This window comes from Pantoea sp. sgz302252, assembly GCF_042610525.1.
Taxonomy (GTDB): Bacteria; Pseudomonadota; Gammaproteobacteria; order Enterobacterales; family Enterobacteriaceae; genus Erwinia.
This window is the reverse complement of record NZ_JBHDVM010000001.1, coordinates 585592-610154: the sequence shown is the minus strand read 5'-3', so window position 1 is coordinate 610154 and position 24563 is coordinate 585592. Positions and strand designations below refer to the sequence as shown.

Genomic DNA, 24563 nt, shown 5'->3' with positions numbered 1-24563 from the left:
CTCTTTTAAAAGCTCGGGAACAGGATCATGCGCCACTCAATATTCAACAAACAGATTCAGGAGAAACTGCCGCGCTTTCGGTATTTAGCTCTTGCTGTGTGTGTCGCACTGTCAGGTTCAGCCCGGGCACAGGACTGGTTTAATCCGGCCTTTTTGTCCAAAGAGGGCAATGAAGTCGCCGATCTCGCTCGCTTTGAAAATGGCTCAGGACAGCTGCCCGGGGTTTATCGCGTTGATATCTGGCGCAACGATGCCTTTGTAACGACCAGTGCGCTGCGCTTTGTCGCGGATAACGCTCCGGCCGAGGGCAAGGAGAGTAAAAAAGATGGTACGGGCCTGCGCCCATGCCTGACGCTGGAGTGGCTAAAACGTCTGGGCGTCAATATGGAAAGCCAGCCCGCGCTTAAAGCTATTCAGGATAAAGAACAGTGCCTGGATTTCGAAAAAATTTTCCCGGGCGCCACCTCTTATTATGATTTTTCTTCACAGCGCCTTACGCTGACCTTTCCTCAGGCGGCGATAAGAAATAGCGTTGAAGGCTACATTCCGCCAGAAGAGTGGGATGAGGGCATCAATGCAGCACTGCTGAATTACGCGCTTACCGGCAGCAAAGGACGGGAAAGCAGCAGCTATTATTTGAATCTCACCAGCGGTCTTAATATTGGCGCATGGCGATTCAGAAATAACGGAGCCTGGAACTACGCCGATTATGCCAACGGCTACCATCAAAGCCAGTGGCAAAATATCTCGACCTATGCCGAGCGCACCGTTATTCCGTTTAAAAGCGAACTGGTCATGGGCGACAGCAGCAGTTCAGGCGATATTTACGATAGCCTCGGGTTTCGCGGCCTCCGGCTTTACTCTTCGGACGCGATGTATCCCAATAGTCAGCAGGGCTATGCGCCCACTATCCGCGGCATCGCATCTGGCCGATCGCAAATTACGGTACGGCAAAATGGTTACGTCATTTATCAAAATATTGTCCAGTCCGGCGCATTTGAAATTACCGATCTTAATGCAACCTCATCCAGTGGCGATCTGGAAGTTACGGTAAAAAACGACGCAGGCGCACTACAGAAGTTTATCGTGCCATACTCTACCGTTCCGCTGCTGCAGCGTGAAGGTCGCTCTAAATATGATCTGGTTGCTGGTCGTTATCGTAGCGGCCTGTCAGGTAAGGGCGCTCCCTGGTTTGTCCAGGGTACGGTAGCCAGAGGTTTCGTTAATGGCACCACGCTCTATGGCGGTAGTCAGATCGCCAAAAATTACCTTTCAGTTCTGGGTGGAATAGGGCGCAACCTTGGCGACTGGGGCGCCGTATCGGCTGATATTACTTCCGCCCGCAGCGAGCTGGCCGATGGAAGTAGCCACAACGGCCAGTCGGTCAGGTTTCTCTACGCCAAATCACTCAACCAATACGGCACCACTTTCCGGCTGCTCGGCTATCGCTATTCGACACGCGGCTTTTATACGCTGGGCGAAACGGCCTGGGAGGCGATGAATGGCTATCAGTATCAATGGAAGGATAACGGGGACGGGCGTGGGCCGCACTTCGAGCCTGTGAGTTACCACAATCTACTGAACAGTAAAAAAGGGCGCTTCCAGCTGAACATCGCGCAGCAAATCAGCGACTGGGGTTCCCTGAGCCTGAGCGCGACGCGTCAGGATTACTGGAACAGCACCGGTAATGATGAATGGTATCAGGCGGGCCTTTCCAGCGGCTGGCACGGCATCAATTACAATCTGGCCTGGTCTCTAAGCCGTAGCACAGGTATGCCGGGCAGCGATCGTCTGATCTCGCTGAACATCTCCATCCCCTTTGGCCGCTGGTTAGGACACGACATGCCCGAGCACGAAATGCTCAACAGCATGCATGCCACCGCGCAGGTCAACCGGGATCAGGATGGTATGACCCAGATAGAAACGGGCGTTAGCGGGACGCTGCTACAGGGAGGCAATCTTAATTACAGCCTTATGCAAAGCCATAATAATCAAAACGGAAGTAGCGGCAGTATGAATGTCAGCTGGCAAGGCTCGGTTGCCAGAGCAAGCGGCGGATACAGCTATAGCAAGGGTGACCACGCCGTGAACTGGGATGTTTCCGGCGGTATTGTCGCTCACGCTAACGGCGTTACCTTTAGCCAGCCGCTCGGAGATACCAATGTTCTGATTAAAGCACCGGGAGCAAAAGGCGTTCATGTTGAAAATGAAACCGGCGTCAGCACCGACTGGCGCGGCTATGCGGTAATGCCTTACGCCACTGTTTACCGCAGCAACAGAGTTGCACTGGACGTAAAAAGTCTGGATATGCACACCGATCTCGACGACACCGTGCGCGACGTGGTGCCAACGGAAGGCGCTATTGTCAGAGCAGAATACCGGGCTCACGTCGGGCTACGCGCAATTTTCAACCTGACGCACGATGGCAATCCGGTTCCCTTCGGTGCGGCGGTGACGGAAAAATCAACGGGCGCGACCGGCATTGTCGGCGAAACCGGCGAGGTCTATATCACAGGCGTGCGCCGTAAAGGAGAGCTGGAAGTGGTTTGGGGGAGCGGCAAACTGGGCAAATGTTTTATTCCCTACACGCTTCCCGCAGATAGCGAAAAGCTGCCGGTCGTACGGCTGACGCTTAACTGCAAAAACAGCAGATGAAACTCTTCTCAAAGCAGCGGGCAAAACTGATAGCCCGGCTGCTTAACTGACAGGAAAGAACCATGTCAAAACTAACGCTTCTCTTTTTCCTCCTGCTGGCGGGAAACCTACCGGCTTTCGCCTATACATATCACTGTACCGCGCAGGACGGAACGCACAATTTTGTTATCGATAATATTCAGCGGGACATTGCGGATAAAGATAAAGATAAGGCGGGCGCCATTATTGTCGATGCAACGGACTTTCAGGGAGAAGGATCCTATTCCGGGCACTGCGATGAGCCTCCTTATCCTTTTACAGCGGAGGCCTATGCCACCGCAGTTAGCCCACTTCCGCTGTCGGAAAAAATTGGCGATACGCAGTGGTATAAACTAAACGATTATCTGGATGCTTCTTTTCAGGTATATGTGGGAGGCAACAGCCAGACTTTCCCTCAGGTTCCGTTCTACGACGCTTCCAATAAACTCAGCATGAACCGCAGTCAAATCAGCAGCGGCTGGGGAACGGGAAACAAAGGGAAAATTTCCTTACGGATCCGCAAGCCCTTTATCGGCTTCTCGCATTTTAGCGTGCTGGCACTGCAGACGTACCTGAATACCCAGCCAGGCATTCAGGTAAGCGGGGCGCCGATAGCCACCGTTACCCTGGGCGGGCAAATCGTTATACCGCAAAGCTGCGAATTTACGCCGGACAAAATCATTACCATCGATTTTGGCAACATCGCTGCCTCGGCATTTGCAGCCGCAGGCGCAGGCAATAAACCGGCTGGCGTTAATCCACAAACGCGCAATATTGGTATTCAGTGCAAAAACATTGATGCTCAGGCCATGCTTTCGTTAAGGCTGGAAGCGAACAATGTCGCCAGTAACGCTATTGTGTCGGATAACCCCGATCTTGGTTTCGTGCTGGCCGACAAAAACCAGCAACCGTTAATGCCAAACAATGCAGAGAGTAAAATTCCTTTTCAGCTTGATGGCAATGCTTCAGCCAGCGTGCCCATTTCGGCATGGCCGGTCAGCATTACCGGTAATAAGCCCGCTGAAGGAAAATTTACGGCCGAGGGCTATTTGCGTGTGGATTTTGACTAGGGGCACAATATGTTAATGAATAAGCTACGCCTTTTTATAGCGCATACGGGTGCATTGATGACAAGTGCATTGCTGTGTTACACGCCGCAAACTGCCGCAACAAATGCTCTGGGAGAGATAAACATTCGTCTCACGGCGACAGTGGTCGCGGTTGGATGTACGGTTGATCCTGATGATATCAATAAGCCAGTAAGGCTCGGCGAATGGCAAACCAAACAGTTACAGAAAACGGGGCAAACCACAACGGCAGTACCTTTTAGCATCCATTTGCTCGGCTGTACGGCCGATAGCGTAAAGTTAACATTTACCGGTGCGAAAGACAGCAGCGACAGCAGCTTGCTGGCCATTGACGCGCAGGATGACAGTGCCGCCCAAGGGGTAGCGATCGAAATTCTGGATAATGGTCATAGCCGCATACCTGTGGGTGAAGCGACACCACCGGCAGTGGCAGACGCCAGAGGTAATGCCACGCTAAACTTTTGGGCCAATTACGTATCCACAGCTAATGTTAAGCCGGGAAAAGCAAACGCCTCGGCGCTCTTTACGCTGAACTATGACTGAAGCGCCGCCTGGCAGCGGCAGAAGGGCATCGACTTTTGGAGGCCAGGCCAACAGGCAAGCTGACACAGGAACCGGAAGGACAGAGTAAGAATAACGGCGTTAGTTCTGACTGTGATGGCTTATTTAACTATTCTGGGTTTGAGGAATATACATAATTTGACGCATCACAAGATTTAGCGTAACTCTGGAGATAATCGCCGGGCAACTACATCTTCCTTGACGGCGGATATCGCTCACATCGGACCTTCAGCTTTGTTGGCTCTTCCGCTTTGTGCCATGAATCGACTGCAAAGGTACATGTTTCTTATCCGTTTGAATCAATCCATTGAGTTATCTCATCGATGATCCCTTCTGTTCTGAACATATATCGACGCTCACTTTAAGAGGGCTGTGACACATCCTGTTCGGGAGGCTTATGATTTATTTATAGATTTCAGCAACCCCGTGTAGTCTATTATCCCCCGTTGTCGACAGGATTTTGAATGACGTTGCCCCTTGCTCGTCAGCCTTGCGAGAAAGAACATCCGATAACTCATCAAGCGTATAGGCATTGCTGGTTGAGACGACACCGATCTTTTCTTTCCCATCTGCATGATTAATTTCTTGGGCAGCAGAGACATTATTCACTGAAATAAATCCCATGACCAATTGACAAAATTGTCAGGGTTGTAGATTGGTTAATTTTTTTGAATACAAATTCAGCTCGTTAATAATGCAGTCAGGTTCTTCACGCAGAGGCATATTGTCTATGTCCAGAACCCCATCAATTTTTTGTGGATCATCAGCCAGCAGATCTGCAAACAGTGGGGTAAGATCATGCTGTGCTTCACCTCGTTCAGACACCAGTTCGAACGTTTTATTTTTTGCCTCGTCGTGGGTTAGGGCACTGACCAGAACCTGGGCGATTTGATCCCGGGATACCACACCATCTTCCGGTGTTCCTGCATGGCGACGATCCCCCTGAAGCATAACAATCCTGTGTTCATCATCATTGTTGTAATCAAACCAGCCGGGCCTGACGATGGTATAGGGGTGACCAGTGGTCCTGACCAGACGCTCGGCACGTCTTTTCCAGTCATGAACCTCAGTGCGTTGATTCCAGGTGCTGAGTCGTTCAGTCACGCCAATCGTGGTCATCAGGCTGATACGAACAGATACATTCCTGAATATTCGTAAAATATTGCGCACTCCGCCATAATCTATCGCCCTGGCACCAATACGACCCTGACCATCGGAACCGAGAGTGAAAATGATGGCATCAATATCTTTCGGTAATTCGGTGAGTGTTTCAGGCAATGAAACATCGCCGTAAAAAATATCTGTTCCCCGAGGAAGCGATTTCACTTTGCGCTTATTTCGGATCAGCGCTACAGGCTGATGGCCCATTTTGATAGCGGTATTGACGACATGAAGGCCAATACTTCCTGTCGCCCCTGCAACGAGTATTTTCATGATAAACCTTCTGATAAATCAGACTTATTTTCGATACGGTCAGAATATCAATTATCATTATTGTCAGTAATAGGGTTAAAATGATTGTGTCTATGAACACCCTTCATGAGTGTGTGATGAAGGGAATGCCACCATAAGGAAATCGCCGATGCTCAAAGAAAACTTCAATGAACTGCAAATCTTTCTTGTGGTCGCGAGGGAGAGAAGTTTTACCAAAGCAGCGGGTAAACTGGGGGTTTCTCAGTCTGCACTCAGCCACGCGATGAAGGCCCTGGAGGAAAGGCTGAATATTCGCCTTCTGACCCGTACGACCCGAAGTGTAGCCCCTACAGAGGCCGGTGAGAGAATTATTGCCTGCCTTGAGCCACGTATTGCCGATCTTGAGCAGGAACTGGAATCGCTGGTTCAGCTGAACGGCACTGCCTCCGGTAATATCCGTTTATCTGCCGGGGAGCATGCCGTGCGAAGTCTGGTATGGCCGAAGCTAAAACCCTTCCTCAGGGAATACCCGGAAATCAATGTTGAACTGGTCGTTGATAACGGCTTTGTCGATATTGTTGAGGGGCGTTTTGATGCCGGGATCCGTCTGGGCGAAAGTGTGGATAAGGACATGATTGCGGTAAGAATTGGGCCGGACATGAGAATGGCTGTGGTAGGAGCGCCGTCTTATTTCGCTGCAAATCCTGCACCTGAAACGCCGCACGAGCTACAAAATCATCGGTGTATCAATATGCGCCTGCCGACAGCCGGTGGGCTTTACCACTGGGAGTTTGAGAAGGAAGGGAAACCGTTACGGGTCAGAGTGGAAGGGCAGGTAACGTTTAATTTGCAGGCGGAAAGGATTGATGCTGCTTTATCCGGTTTTGGCATCGCCTGTATACCTGAAGACAGGGTGCAGGATTATATAAAGTCAGGAGAACTTATTCAGGTTCTGCAGGAGTGGTGTCCGTCTTTCCCCGGATATTACCTCTACTACCCGAGCCGTAAGCAGCATCCACCCGCCTTTGCGCTGATGATCGATGTGCTTCGCTACCAGGAATAACGGGTCCCCCAATCTCAGCGGACCCGCCCGGGTATTAACGGCCTACGCGAGCCTGGTGCTCAGGAGAGTAACGTTCGCCGACGATTTTAATGGTTTCAAGCGCCTGGGTTATCTGACGTGAGTCATCCTGCGAAAGAATAATGTCGGCAGCCCCCAGGTTTTCCTCCAGCCGGTGTAGCTTGGTGGTGCCAGGGATAGGAACAATCCACGGCTTTTGTGCCAGCAGCCATGCCAGCGCAATTTGCGCAGACGTCACGCCATTCTCTGCCGCCAATTCACCCAGCAAGGAAACCAGCTTTTCATTGGCTTCAATCGCCTGTTCAGCGAAACGCGGTACGGTGCTGCGGTAATCATCCTTGCCAAACGTTGTTCCTGGTTTAATCGATCCTGTCAGGAAGCCTTTACCTAATGGGCTGAAGGGAACGAAACCAATGCCCAGTTCTTCCAGTAATGGCAGGATCTCCTGCTCTGGCTCGCGCCACCACATGGAGTATTCGCTTTGCAGCGCAGTGACAGGTTGTACAGCGTGCGCACGACGAATGGTTTTTGCGCCAGCCTCGGACAGACCGAAATGCTTGACTTTGCCTTCAGCAATCAGGTCTTTCACGGTTCCCGCGACATCTTCAATGGGGACATCCGGGTCGACACGGTGCTGATACAGCAGATCAATGACATCAGTTTTAAGACGGCGTAATGATCCCTCCACAGCTTCACGGATGCTCCGGACGGCTGTTTAAAATCTGCTGCTTGTTGTCATCGCCAAAGGTAAAACCAAACTTGGTAGCGATGACCACACGATCACGAAACGGTTTTAAGGCATCCCCGACAACTTCTTCATTAAGGAAGGGGCCGTACACTTCAGCGGTATCGAAGAATGTGACGCCTTGTTCAACCGCTGCGCGAATGAGCTCAATAGCCTGACGGGTATCGGTCGCCGGGCCGTAGCCGTGGCTGAGGCCCATGCAGCCGAGTCCAAGTGCGGAGACTTCGAGTCCGGATTTACCCAGATAACGTTTTTGCATTGAATGAATACCTCATTTATCGCGACTTAAACATCCAGTTTGCGGCCAGTCAGCCATTCCACCATCGCCGGATCGCGGTGAGAGAAGAAGGCACTGGTTGCGGTGTCGAGGGCGGCAATCTGTAGCATATCTTCAGAGCTGAGTTCAAAATCGAGAATGTTGATGTTCTCTTCCATGCGTTCTTTTCGCACCGATTTTGCCAGCGAAACGATGCCTCGCTGGTAGATCCACCGCAGCACAATCTGACCCACACTTTTACCGTACTTCTGCCCAATCGCCGTCAACACGGGATGCTGGAACAGACCATTTTTACCCTCAGCAAAGGGGGCCCAGGCTTCCGGCTGAATGCCACGGCTTTGCATCCATGGAACGGCATGCAGCTGCTGGTTGAAGGGGTTAACTTCAATCTGGTTTACCGCAGGGGCCACTTTGTTGAAGGCGATAAGATCGGCCAGCCGGTCAGGGTGGAAGTTGCTGACGCCAATGGCGCGAACTTTGCCTGCCAGCTGCAGTTCTTCCATGGCTCGCCATGCCCCGTGGACATCACCGTAAGGCTGGTGAATCAGGTACAGGTCAACATAGTCAAGTTGCAGTCGATTCAGGGAACGCTCGAACTGTGCTTTAGCACCTTCGTAACTGGTATCCTGCAGCCACAGTTTGGTTGTGACAAAAAGTTCGTTACGTGCAATATCGATCTGTTTCAGTGCGTTCCCGACCTGGGTTTCATTCTGGTAAGACGCTGCGGTATCGATCAGGCGGTATCCAGTATCAATGGCATCAATAACGGCGCGCTCACATTCAGCGGCATCTGTCATCTGGAAGACACCAAAGCCCAGCAGGGGCATTTCAACACCGTTGTTCAGTTTTACAGTTTGCATGACGTTATCCTTTAGCTGTTGTTCAGGAAAAGCATAACGCAAAGTAATTTATTCTATTAGGCAGGGTAATTAGCTAGGGTTTATTAGATGAATTCATTAATTTGAGCGGACTGACGGTCAGCCTTGTGCGCAACACATTCAACATTTTTCCGCCAGGGTCAGGTCACTTATTTTTTATAGAGATGATTTTTGTATTGAGCCTTCAGTAATGAAGGCTCACTGTTATCTTGTCCTACTGCAGTTTATTTTCTTTCAGGAACTGACTGACCAAATCGGCGATCTGGACATTATTCAGGTCAGAGAAAGGGAAGTGGGTATTACCTTTTATACCTGCCTCAGGCAGATGTGTAACCGTCACATGCCCGCCATGCTTGTTCACCACATCACGCCATTCACGAGCCATTGCCAGACGTACGCGCCAGCTGTCCTGCGCAGGCATGGCTACAGGCTTATCCGGTATGTTATCGCCGTAAATAATCAGAATCGGGATTTTAGTCAGGGCCATAAACTGCTCCATTGGCACAGGCTCACCCTTCAGCGTGTCAAATGCGCTTGGCATAGGGGCAGGGAGTTCTTTTTCCGGGAAGACAAAGCTGCTGCCAGGCTCGAAGGCGACAATGGCTTTGACCTTGTCGTTTTTCATCGCCGTGTACCAGCCCGGCCCGCCACCCTGAGAGTGGGTGAAGAGGATTGCCGGGCCTGATTTATCCACGACGGCAGACATCGCATCAGAGATAACATTGATATCAAACGGCCCGGTATTCGGGGTCATCTGACGGAAATACTGATTCAGCGCCTCTTTGTTATGAGAGAACTGAACGCCTTTAAAATACTCTGGCCACACGCCAACCCGGAACTGGTTAAACCACATCTGCTCGTCCGGTTTTGGCGAAACAGTACCTTCTACAGTAGTGCGCCCGGCGCTGCCCCGACGCGGCTGATCGACAAGATAAGTTGAGAACCCGCGACGCAGGAATATGTTCTGGAACCCTTCGCGACCATCCGGGGTGCTTTCCCAGGTACGGGAGAACTGACCTGCGCCGTGCAGCATGACAATAGGGTATTTATGCGGATTTTCCGGGATTTGGTAGAACACAGACGCATGATCGCCATGCCAGGTTTGGCCTGCAGATTCCAGCGGCTTTTTCGCGTCAAATTTCCCTGGTGCAGAGATGACAGTACCGCCAGCAGAAAAGCTTCCCTGTTCCTGAATGATCAGTGGCTCGGCGTATACTGACTGAGCCATCAGGCCACCTGCCATCACGCAGATGGCCAGCGTTTTTAAAATCGTCTTCAAGATTACATCCTCTGTTATGTTTGCTGTTCGATCATATCTGAGTTGTCAGCGTTAATTATTTAGCATCCCTGATTGCCCTTATCTGGCAGACTAATGAATGCAGACGATCAACTGTGTATGGTCTCTAACCAGCTTGTCACCGTTTCCGTGGTTCTTCGCTCCTGGTCGCATTCAATGACCAGCGCTTTTTCTCTGCGGGCTGCTGGGGTGAGACTGGCAAGAATGTTTTCGCTGTCTCCTTTACCGTAGCCGCCGTGAGTAATGAAGGGGATAAGTAATTTGCCCGCAAGGTTATGGCTGCTGAGAAACGTTTGCACTACGGGAGGCACGCTGGTCCCCCAGACGGGAAAGCCTAAATACACAGTCTCATAGCGTGAAATATCTGTGACGCTCTTTTTTAATGCTGGTTTTACTCCCCGCTCACGCTCATTTTTCGCCTGCTCAACAGTCTGAAAATAGTCTTCCGGGTAAGGCGTGGCCGGTTCAATTTCAAACAGATCTGTGTTCAGGCTACGGTGAATGACGCCCGCAATCACCCGTGTATTTCCGCTGCGGGAAAAGTACGCTACCAGAACCCGGCTTTTACCCTGCACGTTTGCGTTTCCGGTAGTTGCTGATGCCAGAGAGACGTTCGCCAGCGTGAGCCCGGCAAGCGCCGTAATCAACATTCTGCGAGTGGGATCAAGCTTCATAACCAACTCCTAATTATTTGCGAGCGCCTGTTGCAACGCCTTCTTTGTCCGCACAGCTGCATCATTTTCGCCATGTCCACGCAGAATCTGTACCAGCTGGCGGAGCTGCGCTGCCGTCAGGCCGACCCGCATGCTTGCTCGCGTATGCGATAACAGCTGGGCCTCAACGCCGGGTGTGGCCGCTAACGCGCCAACCGTTGCCAGCTCGCGGCTTTGCCAGTCGAGGTTATCGCGGGCGAAAATGTCCCCGAACAGATGCGTTTGCAGGAACTGGTTAATGACCGGGGCAAAATCAAACAGGGGGCCCTGGACGGGGGCGCCGGAGATTTTCGTCTGGTTTGCGGTACCGACACGGCGAAGCTCATCTCCAACAGGGATCGGGGCAACCGGCTCTTTACCCTCTGGGTCTTTAATGCCACGTTGCTTACGCGCGTCGACGACCTTCATCAGTTCATTAAGTGCATTCAGGCTGCGAGGGAACCCCGTGTAGGCGTAGAGTTGGACGAGAATCTCTTTGGTTTCGTTAATCGTGAGCCCTGCGTCAAGACCCTGATTCAGGGCTGCATTCAGCTTATCCATCTGACTGCTGGCCATCGATGTCGCAATCAACGGGATGGCCTGCTGGCGCGCTGACAGCGTATCTGAAACGGTTTGTTCGTGGTTCGTTGCTGAGGCTGCTTTACTGACGGGCGCAGCATTTACCGTGAGACCAAAACCAGAGGTCAGCAGTAAAGCTGCCGCTAATGCTTTAATGGGCGTGGTATTGTTCATCTGTCACTTTCTCCATCCAGTTTACGCTTTTGCCATCCACAATCCCGGTTATCGCCAGATGCGTCATCGCGCTACCGGGTGCCGCGCCGTGCCAGTGTTTGACGCCCGCCGGGCAAGAGACAACGTCACCCGCGCGGATAACCTGCACCGGCTGACCTTCTTGCTGGGTGAGCCCAACACCTGAGGTCACAATAAGCCGCTGACCTGCCGGATGCGTATGCCAGGCGGAACGGGCACCAGGTTCAAAAGTGACATAAGCTCCGGAAACACGAATGTCGTTATCTGGTTTGAACAAAGGATCAACCCGGACGCGACCGGTAAAGTTCTCCTCTGGCCCATATACCGCGTTCTGACTTCCGGCGGGAGCAATATGAACAGAGGGATTTTGCTCCGCCGCCCAGGACGAAAATGTGAAGAGGGGCAGTAACAGCCCCAGGTAACGTAAATGTCCGATCATGCAAAGCGTCCTTATCAGTGAAAAAGGGATTGCCTGCGATGATTTTATCGAGGGGGGAATGACGTCAGGCTGACGCCCCCCTGACAATTCTGTCAGCTAACCCGGGTCCCGACTCAGTACCGGATTGAGCATTGTCTGCCGCTTTATCCGCTTGTAGCGCAAAGGTGAGGGCAAAAGTATTGATGCCACCTTCACTACGGGCAAAGACATCTCCTCGGTGCATAATGGCGACGGCACGCACGATCGACAGGCCCAGTCCATGATGGGTATCACTCCTGGCCCGGGAGGTGTCAACGCGATAGAACCGCTCGAAAAGCCGGTGTAAGTGCTCTGGTGCTATTGGATCGCCCGGGTTTGACACTTCAACACAGGCTTGATGACCGGTTTCGCTTAACCGCACAGTAACCGTGCTACTGGATGGTGAATGTCTTGCGCTATTTTCCAGTAAATTGGCCAGTGAACGGTGGAATAACCGCCTGTCGATGTGCGCGATGACGTCGCCCGCAACATCCAGCGAAAGCTGTTTTTCAGCAAAAGAGGGTTCAACATATTCCGCTGTTTTCAGGGTTTCTTCGCGTAGCGATACCTGCGTAAGCTGGGAAGCATGTTCACCCGCATGTGCATGAGACAGGAACAGCATGTCGTTAACTATTGACGTCATGCGTTCAAGCTCTTCAAGATTTGAACCGAGTAACTCTTCCAGTTCATCCTGCGAGCGTCGGCGTGAAAGCCCCAGCTGCGTCTGGCCAATCAGGTTAGTCAGGGGGGTTCGGAGTTCATGGGCAACATCCGCGTTAAAACTTTCAAGCTGTCGCCAGGCTATCTCCTGACGCTCCAGCACACCGTTAAAAGAGGAGGCTAACTGCTGCAATTCTTCAGGTAATGCACTGGTAATCAGGCGCTGGCCATGGTCTCCCGGTGCGAGATGCCGGGCCTGTTTACTGAGCGTTCCAACCGGGCGAAGCCCGACCCTTGAGACGATGTATCCCAGCAAGGCGACAATCACTACACCCAGTGCAGCGATGATCAGCAGTGTACGTGTGAATGCATCTAGTGTTCCCATGTAAGGCGTGGAGTCGATGGCAACCACATAGCGCAGCTCAGGCCTTTCACCGTTGGCGGGGATCGTTTTCACTAACAGAAACAGCGAGCATGCACCTTCTGATGCGCCGGGCACTTTATTAAAGCCTTCCCGCAAAGAAGACCACTGAACACCTACCGGTGGTGTTCCCCCCATGCTAAAGCGTGGGTTATCGCTCACGATCCAGTAGCGAACGCGTTCACCTTCGGAATTGGTTAGCAAGGTAAATTTACTGGCCAGCGCAGACCAGCCGTCAGCCGAGGTTCGTGCGGTTATCCACGGACTCATTAATGATTCGCGGAACAGCAGCTCGTTGTGCATCTGCTTTTGCAAAGAGTCATGCAAGGAGCTTCTGAGCAGGATGCCGATAACGGAAACAATCAGTAGCGCGGATAAGGCAAACATCAGGGCCAGGTGAACGGAGATGGAACGCTTAAGCATGCTTATCCCCTTCATTTATTCAGTCCGGACTTCGAGGACATACCCCATTCCACGAACGGTATGCAGCAGTTTGACGTCGAACGGAGCATCAACTTTGGCCCGCAGACGTTTAATAGCGACCTCAACCACGTTGGCATCGCTGTCAAAATTCATGTCCCATATCTGCTCAGCAATCATCATCTTTGACAGAATCTCCCCCTGATGCCGCGCCAGAAGGCTCAACAGGGAAAATTCTTTCGCGGTCAGTTCCAGTCGTGTTCCGGCGCGTAATACCCGACGAGCCAGTAAATCGAGATTCAGATCGTGAATTTGCAGTTGGGTAATATCTGCGCCATCCGTGGAGCGGCGGCGCACCAGTGCCTGAATGCGTGCAACCAGTTCAATAAGCGAAAAGGGCTTGGGCAGATAATCATCCGCGCCAAGGCGAAGCCCTTTAACGCGTTCATCGACCGAACCCCGAGCCGAGAGCATCAGCACCGGCGTCTGTTTGTCTGCTCGCACACCCTCAAGTACCCGGTAACCATCCATCCCCGGCAGCATTACATCCAGTATTATCGCGTCGTAGTCGAACTCCAGCGCGTAATGAAGTCCTTCCGCGCCATCTGCAGAGACATCTACCATAAATCCGGATTCACCTAACGCACGGCTGAGATAGGCTGATGTTTTTTCTTCATCTTCGACCAACAACAGGCGCATAACGGCACTTCCTCTTAACTGAGCCTGCAAATTTGATTCCGCGAGCCTGTATAACCAGGACGATACTCATCGGGAGAGACCATGAAATTCACGCTTATAAGTGCAATGCTGCTAACGGCATTGGCTGGAGTGACTTCAGTCAATGCGGCTGATTACAAAAAGAATCCATTCACACTCGTCTATGACGGTGCCATCACCGAGAATGTTAAAGGCAGGGTCAACATTCATCCGGTGAAATACGATCTGCATGGCATCCAGATTGCCGCGAATGTCTATACGCCTGCAATACCCTGCCGTGGTGGTCGCGCATCCTAATGGCGGCGTAAAAGAACAGGTCGCCGGGTTGTATGCGCAGCGCCTTGCCGAGCAGGGCTACATCACGATCACCGCTGATGCAGCTTATCAGGGCGCTAGCGGTGGGATGCCTCGTAGCGTGGATAAACCGGCTAACCGTATTGAAGACGTTCACGGCATGGCTGACTACATCAGCCAGTATCCGGGGGTTGATACTTCCCGCCTCGGTCTGCTTGGCATTTGCGGAGGCGGAGGGTATTCACTTGTTGCGGCCGAAACTGACAAGCGTTTCAAATCGATAGCAACCATCAGCATGTTTAATTCAGGCCTTGTGCGCCGCAACGGTATGCAGGATTCACAGCTGGATACGGTCCAGCAGCGTCTTCAGCAGGCTTCTGACGCACGCGCTCAGGAAGCAGCCGGAGGCGAAGTGCTTTACTCCGGTGATGCAAACCTGACTGATGAACAGATAGCTAAATTGCCTTTTGCCTTATATCGACAGGGCTACGAGTACTACTGGAAAACCCATGCCCACCCGAACTCCACGTTTAAATACACCACCAGCAGTCTTCTGGATTTGATGAGCTTTGACGTAACGGACCATATCAATCTCATCAATAAACCGCTGCTGATGATTGCCGGTACAAAAGCGGATACGCTTTATATGACTGAAGACGCGTTCGCGAAAGCCACAGGTACGAAGGACAAAGAACTCTTCCTGATCGATGGCGCTACCCATATCGAGACGTATTGGGTGCCAAAATACGTTGACCAGGCAATGCAAAAGTTAGACGTCTTCTTCGATAAGAATATTTAGTTAGCCTCCAATGACACCCCAGCCGCGCTGGCTGGGGTATGTCCATCAGCTGTAGCCATTTTCCGCTTGCGTGTTCACGCGATAGACCCAGATTAACGAAGTTGCGGTTAAAGATAATTACGCTGTTTAAATAGGCGCTATGAATGGAATTCATAGACCTAATCTGGAACCGGGAATGAAAACGATGAGCCTGATGTGACAGGATGGATCGGGAGAGAATGAATCATTCACTTCAAATTACTTTCAGGCGGAGAAGCAAATGAGTACGCAAGAGCCAACATTTAATGAGGTAGTAAAAAACAGGTACTCGGCAAGAGCCTTTCTTCCATCTCCTATCCCCAGCGATATCCTCAAAGACATTTTGCTCGAAGCGCAATGCGCGCCATCCAACTGCAATACTCAACCCTGGTCCCTGCATATCGTTGCAGGAGAGAAGCTTCGTGAATTAAGCCACGCCCTGACGGAAGATTTGAGGGCTGGGAACTACAGTCCTGATTTCACGTTTGATAAAGAAGCCTATCCCGAACTATTCAGGCAACGGGCTTCGGAGCAGGGGCGCTCGTACTATCAGGCACTGGGTGTTGCGCGGGAGGATAACTTAAGCCGCTCAGAAGTGGTGGAACGTAACGTAAAGTTTTTCGGAGCGCCTCATGTTGCTCTGTTGTTCATTCCTGTTGTTGGGGACAACGTTCGTGTTGCCTCGGATGCCGGGATGTATGCACAGACATTCCTGCTTTCTCTGGCAGCTCGCGGTTACGCAGGCGTTTCACAGGCAGTACTGAGTTATTTTGCCCAAACGGTGCGTCGGATCTTAAATGTTCCTGAGAATTTCAGGCTGCTATACGGTATTTCTTTTGGGATGCCAGATAAAACGCACCCCTCCCTGAGTTACAGGGAAGGGCGGGTATCTATAGACGAAAGTGTCGTCTGGCATCAATAATGAAGTTTTATTTTTTTAGCTGAACGGTCAGTGCCATCAAGGCGCTGGCCGCAGTAAACAACGTAATTATCCAGCCCATTGTCCATGGCGTCCCATCGCTGAACAGAGCGAGAAGAAGTGAGGAGATGATGCCACTGCCATATTGTAACGCTCCCATTAGCGCCGATGCAGAGCCTGCAACGTTAGGCACTGCGTCAAGTGCGCAAGCTGTAGATGTTGCAGCGATGATGCCATTCATAGAGAAGAATACGAACACAGCACTGACAATCACGGTAATTCCACCTAAACCCAGACCGGTCGTGATCGCCAGCACTAATGCGGCAATAGTGGCGATGAATACGGCATTCCTGAGCAACGCTTCCAGCGGATAGCGGTGAACCAGGCGTCTGTTGACCATACTCACAGCCATTAATCCCACGACGTTTACTGCAAACAGCCAACCGTAGTGCTGCGGATCGACACCGAAGTACGTGATGTACACAAACGGAGAGCCTGTGATAAAGGCGTAGGCCGCGACGTAATAGAACGTCAGGCACAGAGTAAACTGCATGTATTTGGCGTTGGTTAGCAAGGCATAGTAGTTTTGAAAGGCTCTGGCTATGGAGGCTTGCGAACGTTTTTCAACAGGTAATGTCTCCGGTAACCAGAATAAAGACATCAGCATTAATATTACGATAATCGCCAGCAGCCAGAAAATAGCATGCCACGAGGTGACTTTAATCATTTGCCCGCCGATCAGTGGACCGGCAATTGGCGCGATGGCCATAATGATCATCAGGGTTGAAAGCATTTGTGCTGCACGAGTGCGGCTAAACAGGTCACGGATCATTGCTCGTGCCAGCATCGGACCCGTACAGGCACCTAACGCCTGAAAAACACGCCAGAAGACAATTTGCACGATATCTGTCGATAACGCGCAGCCCACCGAGCCGATGATGAACAGACCCAAGCCAATAAACAGCGGCGGACGACGCCCGTAACGATCGCTAATCGGTCCCCAAATCAGTTGTGCGATGCAAAAGCCGATAAGGAACCCTGTGATTGTTAATTCAGCATCTCCCTGCAAATCTCTGGCCATGACGGGCATAGCCGGAAGATAGATGTCGGTTGATAAAGAGGTAACAGCCATCAGAGCGCTGAGAATGAGCAAAAATGTTAGACCGTGTTTTGTAGCCGTGGGAGTTTGCTTTTGGAAATTAATAGTGGACATGTTAACCCTAAAAAGAGGCAGGAATCATCACATCTTAATGGATTTAGTAAGCTTGATAATGACTGTCTGTGGGATAGGCACTATGAATCATACTCATCAATCTATGAAATATGATGATTAGAGTAAGTAAAGGTGGGTTTTTATCTATCGGAAGACTCAATTCAAACTTCGCTGGAAGTTTATCTTTTACATTAGATATTCAAGTGAATTAGTATAAAACATAGGGCCATTCCAATATTTCACCCTATGTTTTTTACAGATGCATTACTTTTTATACAATTTCAAATATAATATCTATATGAATCCTTAAATCGGCCAACATTTCTGACGTGGTTACCATAGGTGGACTTGTTGGCTCGGGAGAGTGCAGAATGTATAAACCGGGTAGCGATTATGTCGGGCTCGTCTCACCATATTTAACATAATATACATTATGCGCACTACGATAAGGATAGTAAAAAAGGCGCTTTGGGCCTTGTCACTCAACTTGCTGATTGGATGATTCAGGTATCGGCTCTGGCATGCCGTATTTTAGATCGTGATGGATAATCAGTAACTCCAGCGCCCCTGATCCGCGACGCCTCACTTATCCAGACAACAAAACTAGCTTGCCGTATCGCTCACGGCGTTGCTCGTTGCGGACGGCCTGCTGGCCTGAAAAACTGATAAAGAAATCTGTCGGCACCTCAAGCTTTGCGGTGCTATTCAGTCAACACTGGATCCACTTTTGCTCCCCAAATTATCTCAGTGAGATTAAGCGGATAAACCACTTCGCTGGTATTTGCCAGCGCCCTAAGATCCCACCAGGCGTAATCAGTAATAACGTTTTTCTCATTGTCAGTCCATTCAGCGGTATCAATATCGATAGCGTCAATGGCTACAATGTAAAACTGTTCCTTAGCCAGTACCTCTTCTCCACAAGGAAGCATCATCCGGAACTCTCTTTGCGCAACGCATTGCCCTACATTGTCCCGAACAATACCAGTCTCCTCACGAAGCTCTCTGATAGCAGCCTGCTCGAAATTTTCGCCTTTCTTCACGCCTCCGCCAGGCGTAGCCCAGTATGTCTGACCAGACAGCGCATCATTGTAATGGGAAAAACGAAACAGCAACACCTGACGGGCTGAGTTAATAACAAGTAATCTTGCTGCACAACGGATACGCATGGTCTTTCCTTGTAAAGGCTGTTCGCTGAACAGCGGCCATCTGACTTCGGTGCTCTGGCCGTTATCGTTCAGCAGATACTGTACCTGGCCCTCATCGTCATTAACCGCTTCTATACTGCCGCGCGCGTCATAATAATACCCCCGCGCCTGACTTGCCAGCGTTGGCGCCGGAATGGCTTCGCCTCCATTCGCGCCAACTATATTTAGCTTATTTTAATATCAGCCAGGTCAATATCCTCTTCTTCATCATCATTGTTGATAATAACATCGCGAGGAACATCTTTTTTGATGATGGCGTAAACCGTGGCCGTTACGAATATATTGACCAGCAAGGCTGCTATCCCGGCCATTGGATTCGACATTGTCGGGATCATCAAAATGCCGCCAAAAGGCACTGTCGCATCAGCGCCATACACCATGGTCACCGCGCCACCACAGGCGCCGCCGATGGCAGCAGCCGAGATACCACGAACGATATCATTCATCACTATAGGTATAGAGCCTTCAACTATATTCACTATCCCCATAGGCACTGCTGATTTTAACGTTTCAATTTCTTCATTATTATAAATATTCTTACGCATGAGCTTAGCAATAAAGTAAGCAAGCCCCAAACCGACCGGCGTTGCAGTATTAACCAGCTGCAGCGCAGTAATCGGCTCGTTTATGCCCTGTGCCTGAAGCGTCAGAACAAAGGCAAAGCAGGTTTTATTGATCGGCCCACCAAAATCAACAATACACAAAGCGCCAATAACCGCCCCTAAAAGTAAATTAGAGGAACTCCCCATGCCTCTCAGGAAAGAGGTCAAAGCATCGGTAAAAATACCAATAGGTGTACCTATGATATAGACCATAATCAGGCAGCTGAAAATGGATGCAAAAAAGGGCACGACCAGAGTAGGCATTAAACCGCGCGCCCAGTCAGGCACCCTCACCTTTTTAATGATAGCAAGAGCTATATACCCGGCAATGTAGCCGCCGATCATGCCACCGATAAAACCTGCGCCGATAGCATTAGCCGCCAGGCCTACGACAAAACCCGGCGCAATGCCGGGCTTGCCAGCGATCGAACCGGCAATCCCGATAGCAATAACAACGGGCAAAAGTCCGAGTGCCTTAGCGCCCAGGGTGGCGAAGACCTGCCACAAATCAAACTGCCCCGGCACCAGAGCATCCTGTACCGTTCCGCCAAAAGCCATACCGATAGCGATAATAAACCCAGCGCCACAGACAATTGGGATCAGGAACGAGATAGCGGTCAGCAAATGGCCCTTGGGATTTGCTGCTTTCCATATCTCTTTTACACTCATAAACCACATCCTTTTATTTATAGTAAATAAAGCAGATAAAATTCATGAATTGACTAATTCAGCCAGCTTTTCAATCAGCTTGTTGGGCGATTTCACTGCCGTTTCCGTGGTGACTTTAACGACTTTCTTTCCTGCAAAGCGCTCTTCCCCGGAAACTTTGACATCGGCAGCCAACAGCACGATATCTGCCTGGGCAATCTCTTGCTCGGTTAAGGGGTTCTCGATGCCAATCGTACCCTGAGTTTCAATTTTAACGTTATGCCCGGCCTTTTTGGCTGCTATCTCAATTTTCTTTTGTGCAATATAGGTATGGGCGATGCCTACCGTGCAAGCTGTAACGCCGACAATATTCATATTGATTCTCCGCGATCTGTCTCATTGTGTTTAATTTATCAGCAAAAACTATTGCAATCAGGCTTTTACATCCTCATCCTCTGGATTGAAAAGCTCGATGATTTTTTGTGGATCGGATTCCACCAGTAATTTAGCTATTATCTCTTCGTCTGCTAATGATCCTGAAACCTGTGACAGCAAACGGATATGGGTCGTATTCTGATCCACTAAACAAACGGCAAATAAAATAATGCAGCGAACATCGCTACCATCCATAGTTTCCCATGGGATCTCATGTTGGGTACGTCCAATGGCCAGAGTTGTGCGGGCAACGCCTGAGGATTTACCATGGGGGATGGCAATATGATTTTCGAATCCGGTTGATCCCTGCTCTTCACGTAACCAGACATCCCGAATAAACTCGTCTTTATCAATAACGGAACCATCACGCACCAGCAACTCGGTCAATTCTTCAATGGCCTCTTCTTTAGTTTTCGCCGCCATGCTTAATTTGATGTTTTTAACACTAAGTACATTGGAAATATCCATAATCTACCTTTACTGGTATAGAGTTAGATCGAGCAACACAGGGTTTTGCAATTGAGAGTAAATTGCTATTTCGACCACAATGCTTTGTAGTTCATTGAAGGTCTAAGATGACGTTATTTTGTTCTGCCCTGCATTTAAGGATGTTATGCAGCAACAGTTTCCCGCTGGAAAATATCGATCATCTTATCCCATGCCTGGCCGACATCGGCATCTAAAGAAAACAGGCCGGATGTGCCCACGATAAATACATCCACGCCAGAAGCGGCAACCTGGCTAAATGTTTTTTCATTACATGACCCATCAATTTCAGTGAGGTAATGGTAATGGTTACTTTCACGCATCTTGATAAGTTTTTTGATTTTATTAAGCGACTCCGGAATAAATTTCTGCCCTGCATAGCCGGGATCAACTGACATCACGGTCACTTTATCCAGTAAATGGGCATACTCTGTGATACTTTCCGCTGGCGTTGCCGGGTTTAGCACTACCCCACATTTTTTACCCGCATCTTTGATTTGGTTAAGAAGCCGGAAGATTTTGTTATTTGCCGTTTCCGGATGGAAACTGATGATATCAGCGCCGGCATCGAGACACATTGGAATGATATCTTCCGGATGGTTAACCATCAGGTGGACATCAATGGGAACGGTGGTGATTTTTTTCAGGTGCTCAATAAAAAAAGGCGAAAGTGTGATATTGCGAACGTAGTTGCCATCCATGATATCGACATGGTAAAAATCCGCTTTTTTATTCATTGCAGTAATTTGTTCTTTGAACAATGTCAAATCCATACACATTAATGACGGTGAAAATTTGGCGCCCATAAATCTTCTCCAATCTGAGATTCAGCTAATTATGACCTGAGTGACATCGAGGCCGATTGTTTATAACAATGACCTTATTTTTGCTGCATGACTGAAATTTTACGTTCGGTGCTGCGTTACTCTCCCGGTATCAGGCGTAACCACAACCTTTATTTTAATTCGCTAATCCTATTGTCACCCTCAGTACTCAACAGAGTGAACTATAAACAGCCATAGTGAATACATCCGTGATCAATCTCGCAAAGTTAGCGCTAACATAAAAAAGTGTTAAAAATTGAGTTACCGCTAACACTATTCGTCGCGTATCGGCTTTAAGCGGGCTAAAGCTACAGGAAAAAGCGGGATGCTACTGCTATTTTCTCAATATGATCAACTGGTTGTAGATTTGTGTTGCGAGAAAATTACATAACCAGTCGTTGTACTGAGGTATCCGCTTAGGCATGGGGCCGTGTTCAGTAAGAAACAGCAGCACCTGTTTGAAAGGAGTAGTGATTAACCACCATGCGAACGGCGAACAGGCATAGCTAACAGCCCTGTTCTCTGGCGCTTATAAACTTAGCCCTGACGACAAAGGCCCGACGCGATTTTGCGGCCAGGCCTGATAAAAAACTACTCGTTGCCCCACTGGTTGAGAAACGTCGCTATATCATCAATACGCTGAGCTTTGATGCCGGCTTCGCTGGCCATCTCCTGCTGCGCCTCTTCGCTGATCTCTTCATTATTGCTGAGGCGAGTAAGCAGCAGCTGGAAGTAGCGCGCCAGAGGTTCGCGCTCCTGCTCGTTCACCGGCTCGGCGGATTCTGTCGCGTACTCGTCCACGATGTCATAATATTTAAGCGGCACTTCGTTCATAAATTGTCCTCAGGATGACCTTCTGTCTTGGCAACCCGCATAATTTCATACTCAGAACGACATTGCCACTTTTAACCGGAAGCCGGTTTCAATCTGCGCCGTCAGCTTGTCCAGTAGCTCGTAACGTCTGCGATATTCGGCTCTTTTCTTACTGGCAATTTCCTCAAATCCTTTTCTGGTAGTTGCCAGCGGCAGCGAAAACATTGCTCTGTCAGTGGGCACGCCCCCGACCATTTCCCAGAATGAATCATAATCGGCATGCATATGTTTTTGGCGGTTTTTATAGCGCAGCGACGAATAAACATGCGCTTTATTAGAGACGGCGAGGATCCGGCTAACGTTAAAAAGCCGGGCTATTACAAGCAGAGCCTCAAACACTAATTTTTTGGGAAAGATGCCATAAAGATTTTTTGTGGCGGCCTGCACAATTTGCTGCGAGTCAGGATTATTTGGCCCCTGTAATCCGCCTGTTATTATCACCGCCTGCTGTTCTTTCTCGCAAAGTGTAAAAGTGATTTCCGCCAGCATTTGACCATCCGCTCTTTTCAGGATTAGGCTCGCCTCGCCTTCGCGGTCGAGCTTGCGGGTTGAAATAAAGTTAATGTAATAATCGCCCCCGTCCTTTCCGGAAAAGGAGCAAAGCCGTATTCCTTCTCCGCTCAGGTGTTTTATAAAAGCCGTTTCATCCAGTAAGGCTGTTATTTTTTTGTAATGAAAAATAATTGCATCAGTACATTCACGGCGCGTTAACTGGTTTGATAAATAAGGGCGATGCAGCCTGCAAGGGAGCCTGGGCTGTGCCTGTAAAAGCTCGGGATAAGCGGGATGCTGCGTGATCATATTCAGTACTTTGAAAGTAGAGACGGGCATAATCAGCGCGCGCAGCAAAAATTTACGGCGGAAAGGTGCCGACTGCCAAAGGGAATGAGGCGTAAGCGCGCCAGTAAAAAGAGATAAGCAAAGTTTAACAGGCGTGTCAGGTAATCTGGTTTTGTAATCAAGTTCCGTTAGCTGCGTCATGGTGCTCCGTGATCTTTTCGCGATTCAGCTGGTTATCAAAACAGTGAATTATGCAGGTTAATATCAACTTCCTGTCAATAAACCTCTTTTACTCCCGTTAAATTTATTGAATTTTTCGCAGGGCGGTTGATAAAATCTTGTCTGATTATTGACAATAAAAATTTAACATACCCATCCTTTTTTTATTTTTAGCAACATCCTATGAACTACCTTAAAAGAAAACTTTTTGGCTGGAAAGAGTCAAACGCAGAAATCTACCGGCACTGCTATATGCGTTATGGCGGAAGCATCAATATGCACCCGGACGTTATCGATTTTATCGCCTTCCGGGAAAACCTCAAGGTAAACTATTTTCACTTTACTGCTCGTGGCGAAGTCATCGCCGCCTGGCCTCTAATAAACGGTTGTGACCCCGGCATTCACCTCTGGAATAAATATCCTGTTTCATACGATGAAATAGTGTTTCCAATACATCCAGAGCATAAGGTATTTTTTCCGGAAAAAAGCAACAGGCTTTCACCAATGCTTAAAGATAATCTTTATGGCATCAACTATACGCTGGCCAGGAAGAATAAGGTTTGTCTGATCAAACCGACCTTTTCTGCAAAGTTTGAAAAAAACCGCAGGAATGAATTCAATCGTTTTATTAAAGCCGGCGGGCAGTGCCTGGATCAGTCGCATTTTTCCGCTTCCGAGCTTGCCGATATCTATATCACCCTGTTTAATGCCCGTTTTGCGGGGAAAGTCCGCTGCTACGATCGGCAAACCATGACCGCGCTGATCCATCACCTCAGACATATGGTTTTCGGTAACGTGCTGCTTATTGATAACTCACCCTGTGCCTTCGATCTGGTGCTGATGGCAGAAAGCGCCGGGCGACTCTATTTTGACGTGCCGAACGGCGGTGTCGATACGCGCTATGCCCATTTGAGCCCCGGCAGCCTGGTGATGTGGAAAAATGTCCAGCAGGCTAAGCTGTACGCAGAAGAAACAGCAAAGCCCATGACTTTTTCAATCGGTGCGCTTACCGAAGAATGGAACTATAAATTACGCTGGGCAAACGCTTTTACTACCGGCAAACCTTTCTTTTAAAATCAGGGCGGATCGCTTATCCG

The 24563-nt window shown here is 49.7% G+C and carries 23 protein-coding genes and 2 pseudogenes; 7 read left to right on the top strand and 18 right to left on the bottom strand.

The window, feature by feature from the left end; translation table 11 throughout:
* The first annotated feature begins 27 nt into the window (after positions 1 to 27).
* From fimD to sfmF, 3 genes are all read left to right on the top strand, one after another.
* On the top strand, positions 28 to 2655 hold the full coding sequence (fimD, locus tag ACETPC_RS02785) for an outer membrane usher protein FimD (RefSeq protein ID WP_380178359.1): 2628 nt from the start codon (positions 28 to 30) through the stop codon (positions 2653 to 2655).
* Positions 2656 to 2717: 62 nt separating this feature from the next.
* Complete coding sequence (locus tag ACETPC_RS02780) at positions 2718 to 3743, top strand: fimbrial protein (RefSeq protein ID WP_380178357.1); 1026 nt, start codon at positions 2718 to 2720, stop codon at positions 3741 to 3743.
* Positions 3744 to 3752: 9 nt separating this feature from the next.
* Positions 3753 to 4304: a fimbria assembly protein gene (gene sfmF / locus ACETPC_RS02775; RefSeq protein ID WP_380178355.1), complete on the top strand. Its 552-nt coding sequence runs from the start codon at positions 3753 to 3755 to the stop codon at positions 4302 to 4304.
* A gap of 420 nt (positions 4305 to 4724) precedes the next feature.
* On the opposite strand, the gene ACETPC_RS02770 is transcribed toward sfmF, so the two are convergent.
* Both ACETPC_RS02770 and ACETPC_RS02765 read right to left on the bottom strand, forming a co-directional pair.
* Positions 4725 to 4946 carry a DUF1471 domain-containing protein gene (locus tag ACETPC_RS02770; RefSeq protein WP_380178353.1) on the bottom strand — a complete coding sequence of 74 codons (222 nt, stop codon included), beginning with the start codon at positions 4944 to 4946 and terminating at the stop codon, positions 4725 to 4727.
* 18 nt (positions 4947 to 4964) lie between these two features.
* Positions 4965 to 5756, bottom strand: a complete 792-nt coding sequence (locus ACETPC_RS02765) for an SDR family oxidoreductase (protein WP_380178352.1) — start codon at positions 5754 to 5756, stop codon at positions 4965 to 4967.
* Positions 5757 to 5904: 148 nt separating this feature from the next.
* On the opposite strand from ACETPC_RS02765, the gene ACETPC_RS02760 reads away from it, so the two are divergent.
* A complete protein-coding gene (locus ACETPC_RS02760; RefSeq protein WP_380178350.1) occupies positions 5905 to 6798 on the top strand; it encodes a LysR family transcriptional regulator in 894 nt (297 codons plus the stop codon).
* 34 nt (positions 6799 to 6832) lie between these two features.
* On the opposite strand, the pseudogene ACETPC_RS02755 reads toward ACETPC_RS02760, so the two are convergent.
* The 8 genes and pseudogenes from ACETPC_RS02755 to ACETPC_RS02720 form a co-directional block, all read right to left on the bottom strand.
* Positions 6833 to 7820, bottom strand: a pseudogene (locus tag ACETPC_RS02755) (aldo/keto reductase).
* 26 nt (positions 7821 to 7846) lie between these two features.
* Positions 7847 to 8698 (bottom strand): aldo/keto reductase, encoded by an 852-nt coding sequence (locus ACETPC_RS02750; RefSeq protein ID WP_380178348.1) that lies wholly within the window; start codon positions 8696 to 8698, stop codon positions 7847 to 7849.
* A gap of 232 nt (positions 8699 to 8930) precedes the next feature.
* Complete coding sequence (locus ACETPC_RS02745; protein WP_380178346.1) at positions 8931 to 9995, bottom strand: alpha/beta fold hydrolase; 1065 nt, start codon at positions 9993 to 9995, stop codon at positions 8931 to 8933.
* Positions 9996 to 10102: 107 nt separating this feature from the next.
* Positions 10103 to 10687 carry a flavodoxin gene (locus tag ACETPC_RS02740; protein ID WP_380178344.1) on the bottom strand — a complete coding sequence of 195 codons (585 nt, stop codon included), beginning with the start codon at positions 10685 to 10687 and terminating at the stop codon, positions 10103 to 10105.
* Positions 10688 to 10696: 9 nt separating this feature from the next.
* Positions 10697 to 11458, bottom strand: a complete 762-nt coding sequence (locus ACETPC_RS02735; RefSeq protein WP_380178342.1) for a carboxymuconolactone decarboxylase family protein — start codon at positions 11456 to 11458, stop codon at positions 10697 to 10699.
* Positions 11436 to 11915 carry a cupin domain-containing protein gene (locus ACETPC_RS02730; protein ID WP_380178340.1) on the bottom strand — a complete coding sequence of 160 codons (480 nt, stop codon included), beginning with the start codon at positions 11913 to 11915 and terminating at the stop codon, positions 11436 to 11438. The genes ACETPC_RS02735 and ACETPC_RS02730 overlap by 23 nt, the downstream gene beginning before the upstream one ends.
* A gap of 64 nt (positions 11916 to 11979) precedes the next feature.
* Entirely contained in the window at positions 11980 to 13437 is a 1458-nt protein-coding gene (locus tag ACETPC_RS02725; RefSeq protein WP_380178338.1) for a heavy metal sensor histidine kinase, read from the bottom strand.
* A gap of 15 nt (positions 13438 to 13452) precedes the next feature.
* Positions 13453 to 14133, bottom strand: a complete 681-nt coding sequence (locus tag ACETPC_RS02720; protein WP_380178336.1) for a heavy metal response regulator transcription factor — start codon at positions 14131 to 14133, stop codon at positions 13453 to 13455.
* Positions 14134 to 14238: 105 nt separating this feature from the next.
* Between ACETPC_RS02720 and ACETPC_RS02715 the strand changes: the two are divergent.
* Positions 14239 to 15244, top strand: a pseudogene (locus ACETPC_RS02715) (alpha/beta hydrolase).
* 259 nt (positions 15245 to 15503) lie between these two features.
* Entirely contained in the window at positions 15504 to 16184 is a 681-nt protein-coding gene (locus tag ACETPC_RS02710; RefSeq protein ID WP_380178334.1) for a nitroreductase, read from the top strand.
* Positions 16185 to 16191: 7 nt separating this feature from the next.
* On the opposite strand, the gene ACETPC_RS02705 is transcribed toward ACETPC_RS02710, so the two are convergent.
* The 8 genes from ACETPC_RS02705 to ACETPC_RS02670 form a co-directional block, all read right to left on the bottom strand.
* Entirely contained in the window at positions 16192 to 17394 is a 1203-nt protein-coding gene (locus tag ACETPC_RS02705) for a multidrug effflux MFS transporter (RefSeq protein WP_380178332.1), read from the bottom strand.
* Positions 17395 to 18095: 701 nt separating this feature from the next.
* Complete coding sequence (locus tag ACETPC_RS02700) at positions 18096 to 18560, bottom strand: NUDIX hydrolase (RefSeq protein WP_380178330.1); 465 nt, start codon at positions 18558 to 18560, stop codon at positions 18096 to 18098.
* Between the two features lie 203 nt (positions 18561 to 18763).
* Positions 18764 to 19870, bottom strand: coding sequence for a PTS fructose transporter subunit IIC (locus ACETPC_RS02695; protein WP_380178328.1), 1107 nt, complete (start codon positions 19868 to 19870; stop codon positions 18764 to 18766).
* A 42-nt stretch (positions 19871 to 19912) separates the two neighbouring features.
* Entirely contained in the window at positions 19913 to 20224 is a 312-nt protein-coding gene (locus ACETPC_RS02690) for a PTS fructose transporter subunit IIB (protein ID WP_380178326.1), read from the bottom strand.
* A 57-nt stretch (positions 20225 to 20281) separates the two neighbouring features.
* Positions 20282 to 20752, bottom strand: coding sequence for a PTS sugar transporter subunit IIA (locus tag ACETPC_RS02685; RefSeq protein WP_380178324.1), 471 nt, complete (start codon positions 20750 to 20752; stop codon positions 20282 to 20284).
* 143 nt (positions 20753 to 20895) lie between these two features.
* Positions 20896 to 21576 carry a D-allulose 6-phosphate 3-epimerase gene (gene alsE, locus ACETPC_RS02680; RefSeq protein WP_380178322.1) on the bottom strand — a complete coding sequence of 227 codons (681 nt, stop codon included), beginning with the start codon at positions 21574 to 21576 and terminating at the stop codon, positions 20896 to 20898.
* A 609-nt stretch (positions 21577 to 22185) separates the two neighbouring features.
* A complete protein-coding gene (locus ACETPC_RS02675) occupies positions 22186 to 22428 on the bottom strand; it encodes a DUF2543 family protein (RefSeq protein ID WP_380178320.1) in 243 nt (80 codons plus the stop codon).
* 51 nt (positions 22429 to 22479) lie between these two features.
* The gene (locus ACETPC_RS02670) at positions 22480 to 23448 is read right to left on the bottom strand and encodes a VirK/YbjX family protein (RefSeq protein ID WP_380178318.1); all 969 of its coding nucleotides are present in this window, start codon (positions 23446 to 23448) and stop codon (positions 22480 to 22482) included.
* 309 nt (positions 23449 to 23757) lie between these two features.
* Between ACETPC_RS02670 and ACETPC_RS02665 the strand changes: the two genes are divergently transcribed.
* Positions 23758 to 24540, top strand: coding sequence for a GNAT family N-acetyltransferase (locus ACETPC_RS02665; RefSeq protein ID WP_380178847.1), 783 nt, complete (start codon positions 23758 to 23760; stop codon positions 24538 to 24540).
* The last annotated feature ends 23 nt before the right edge of the window (positions 24541 to 24563 follow it).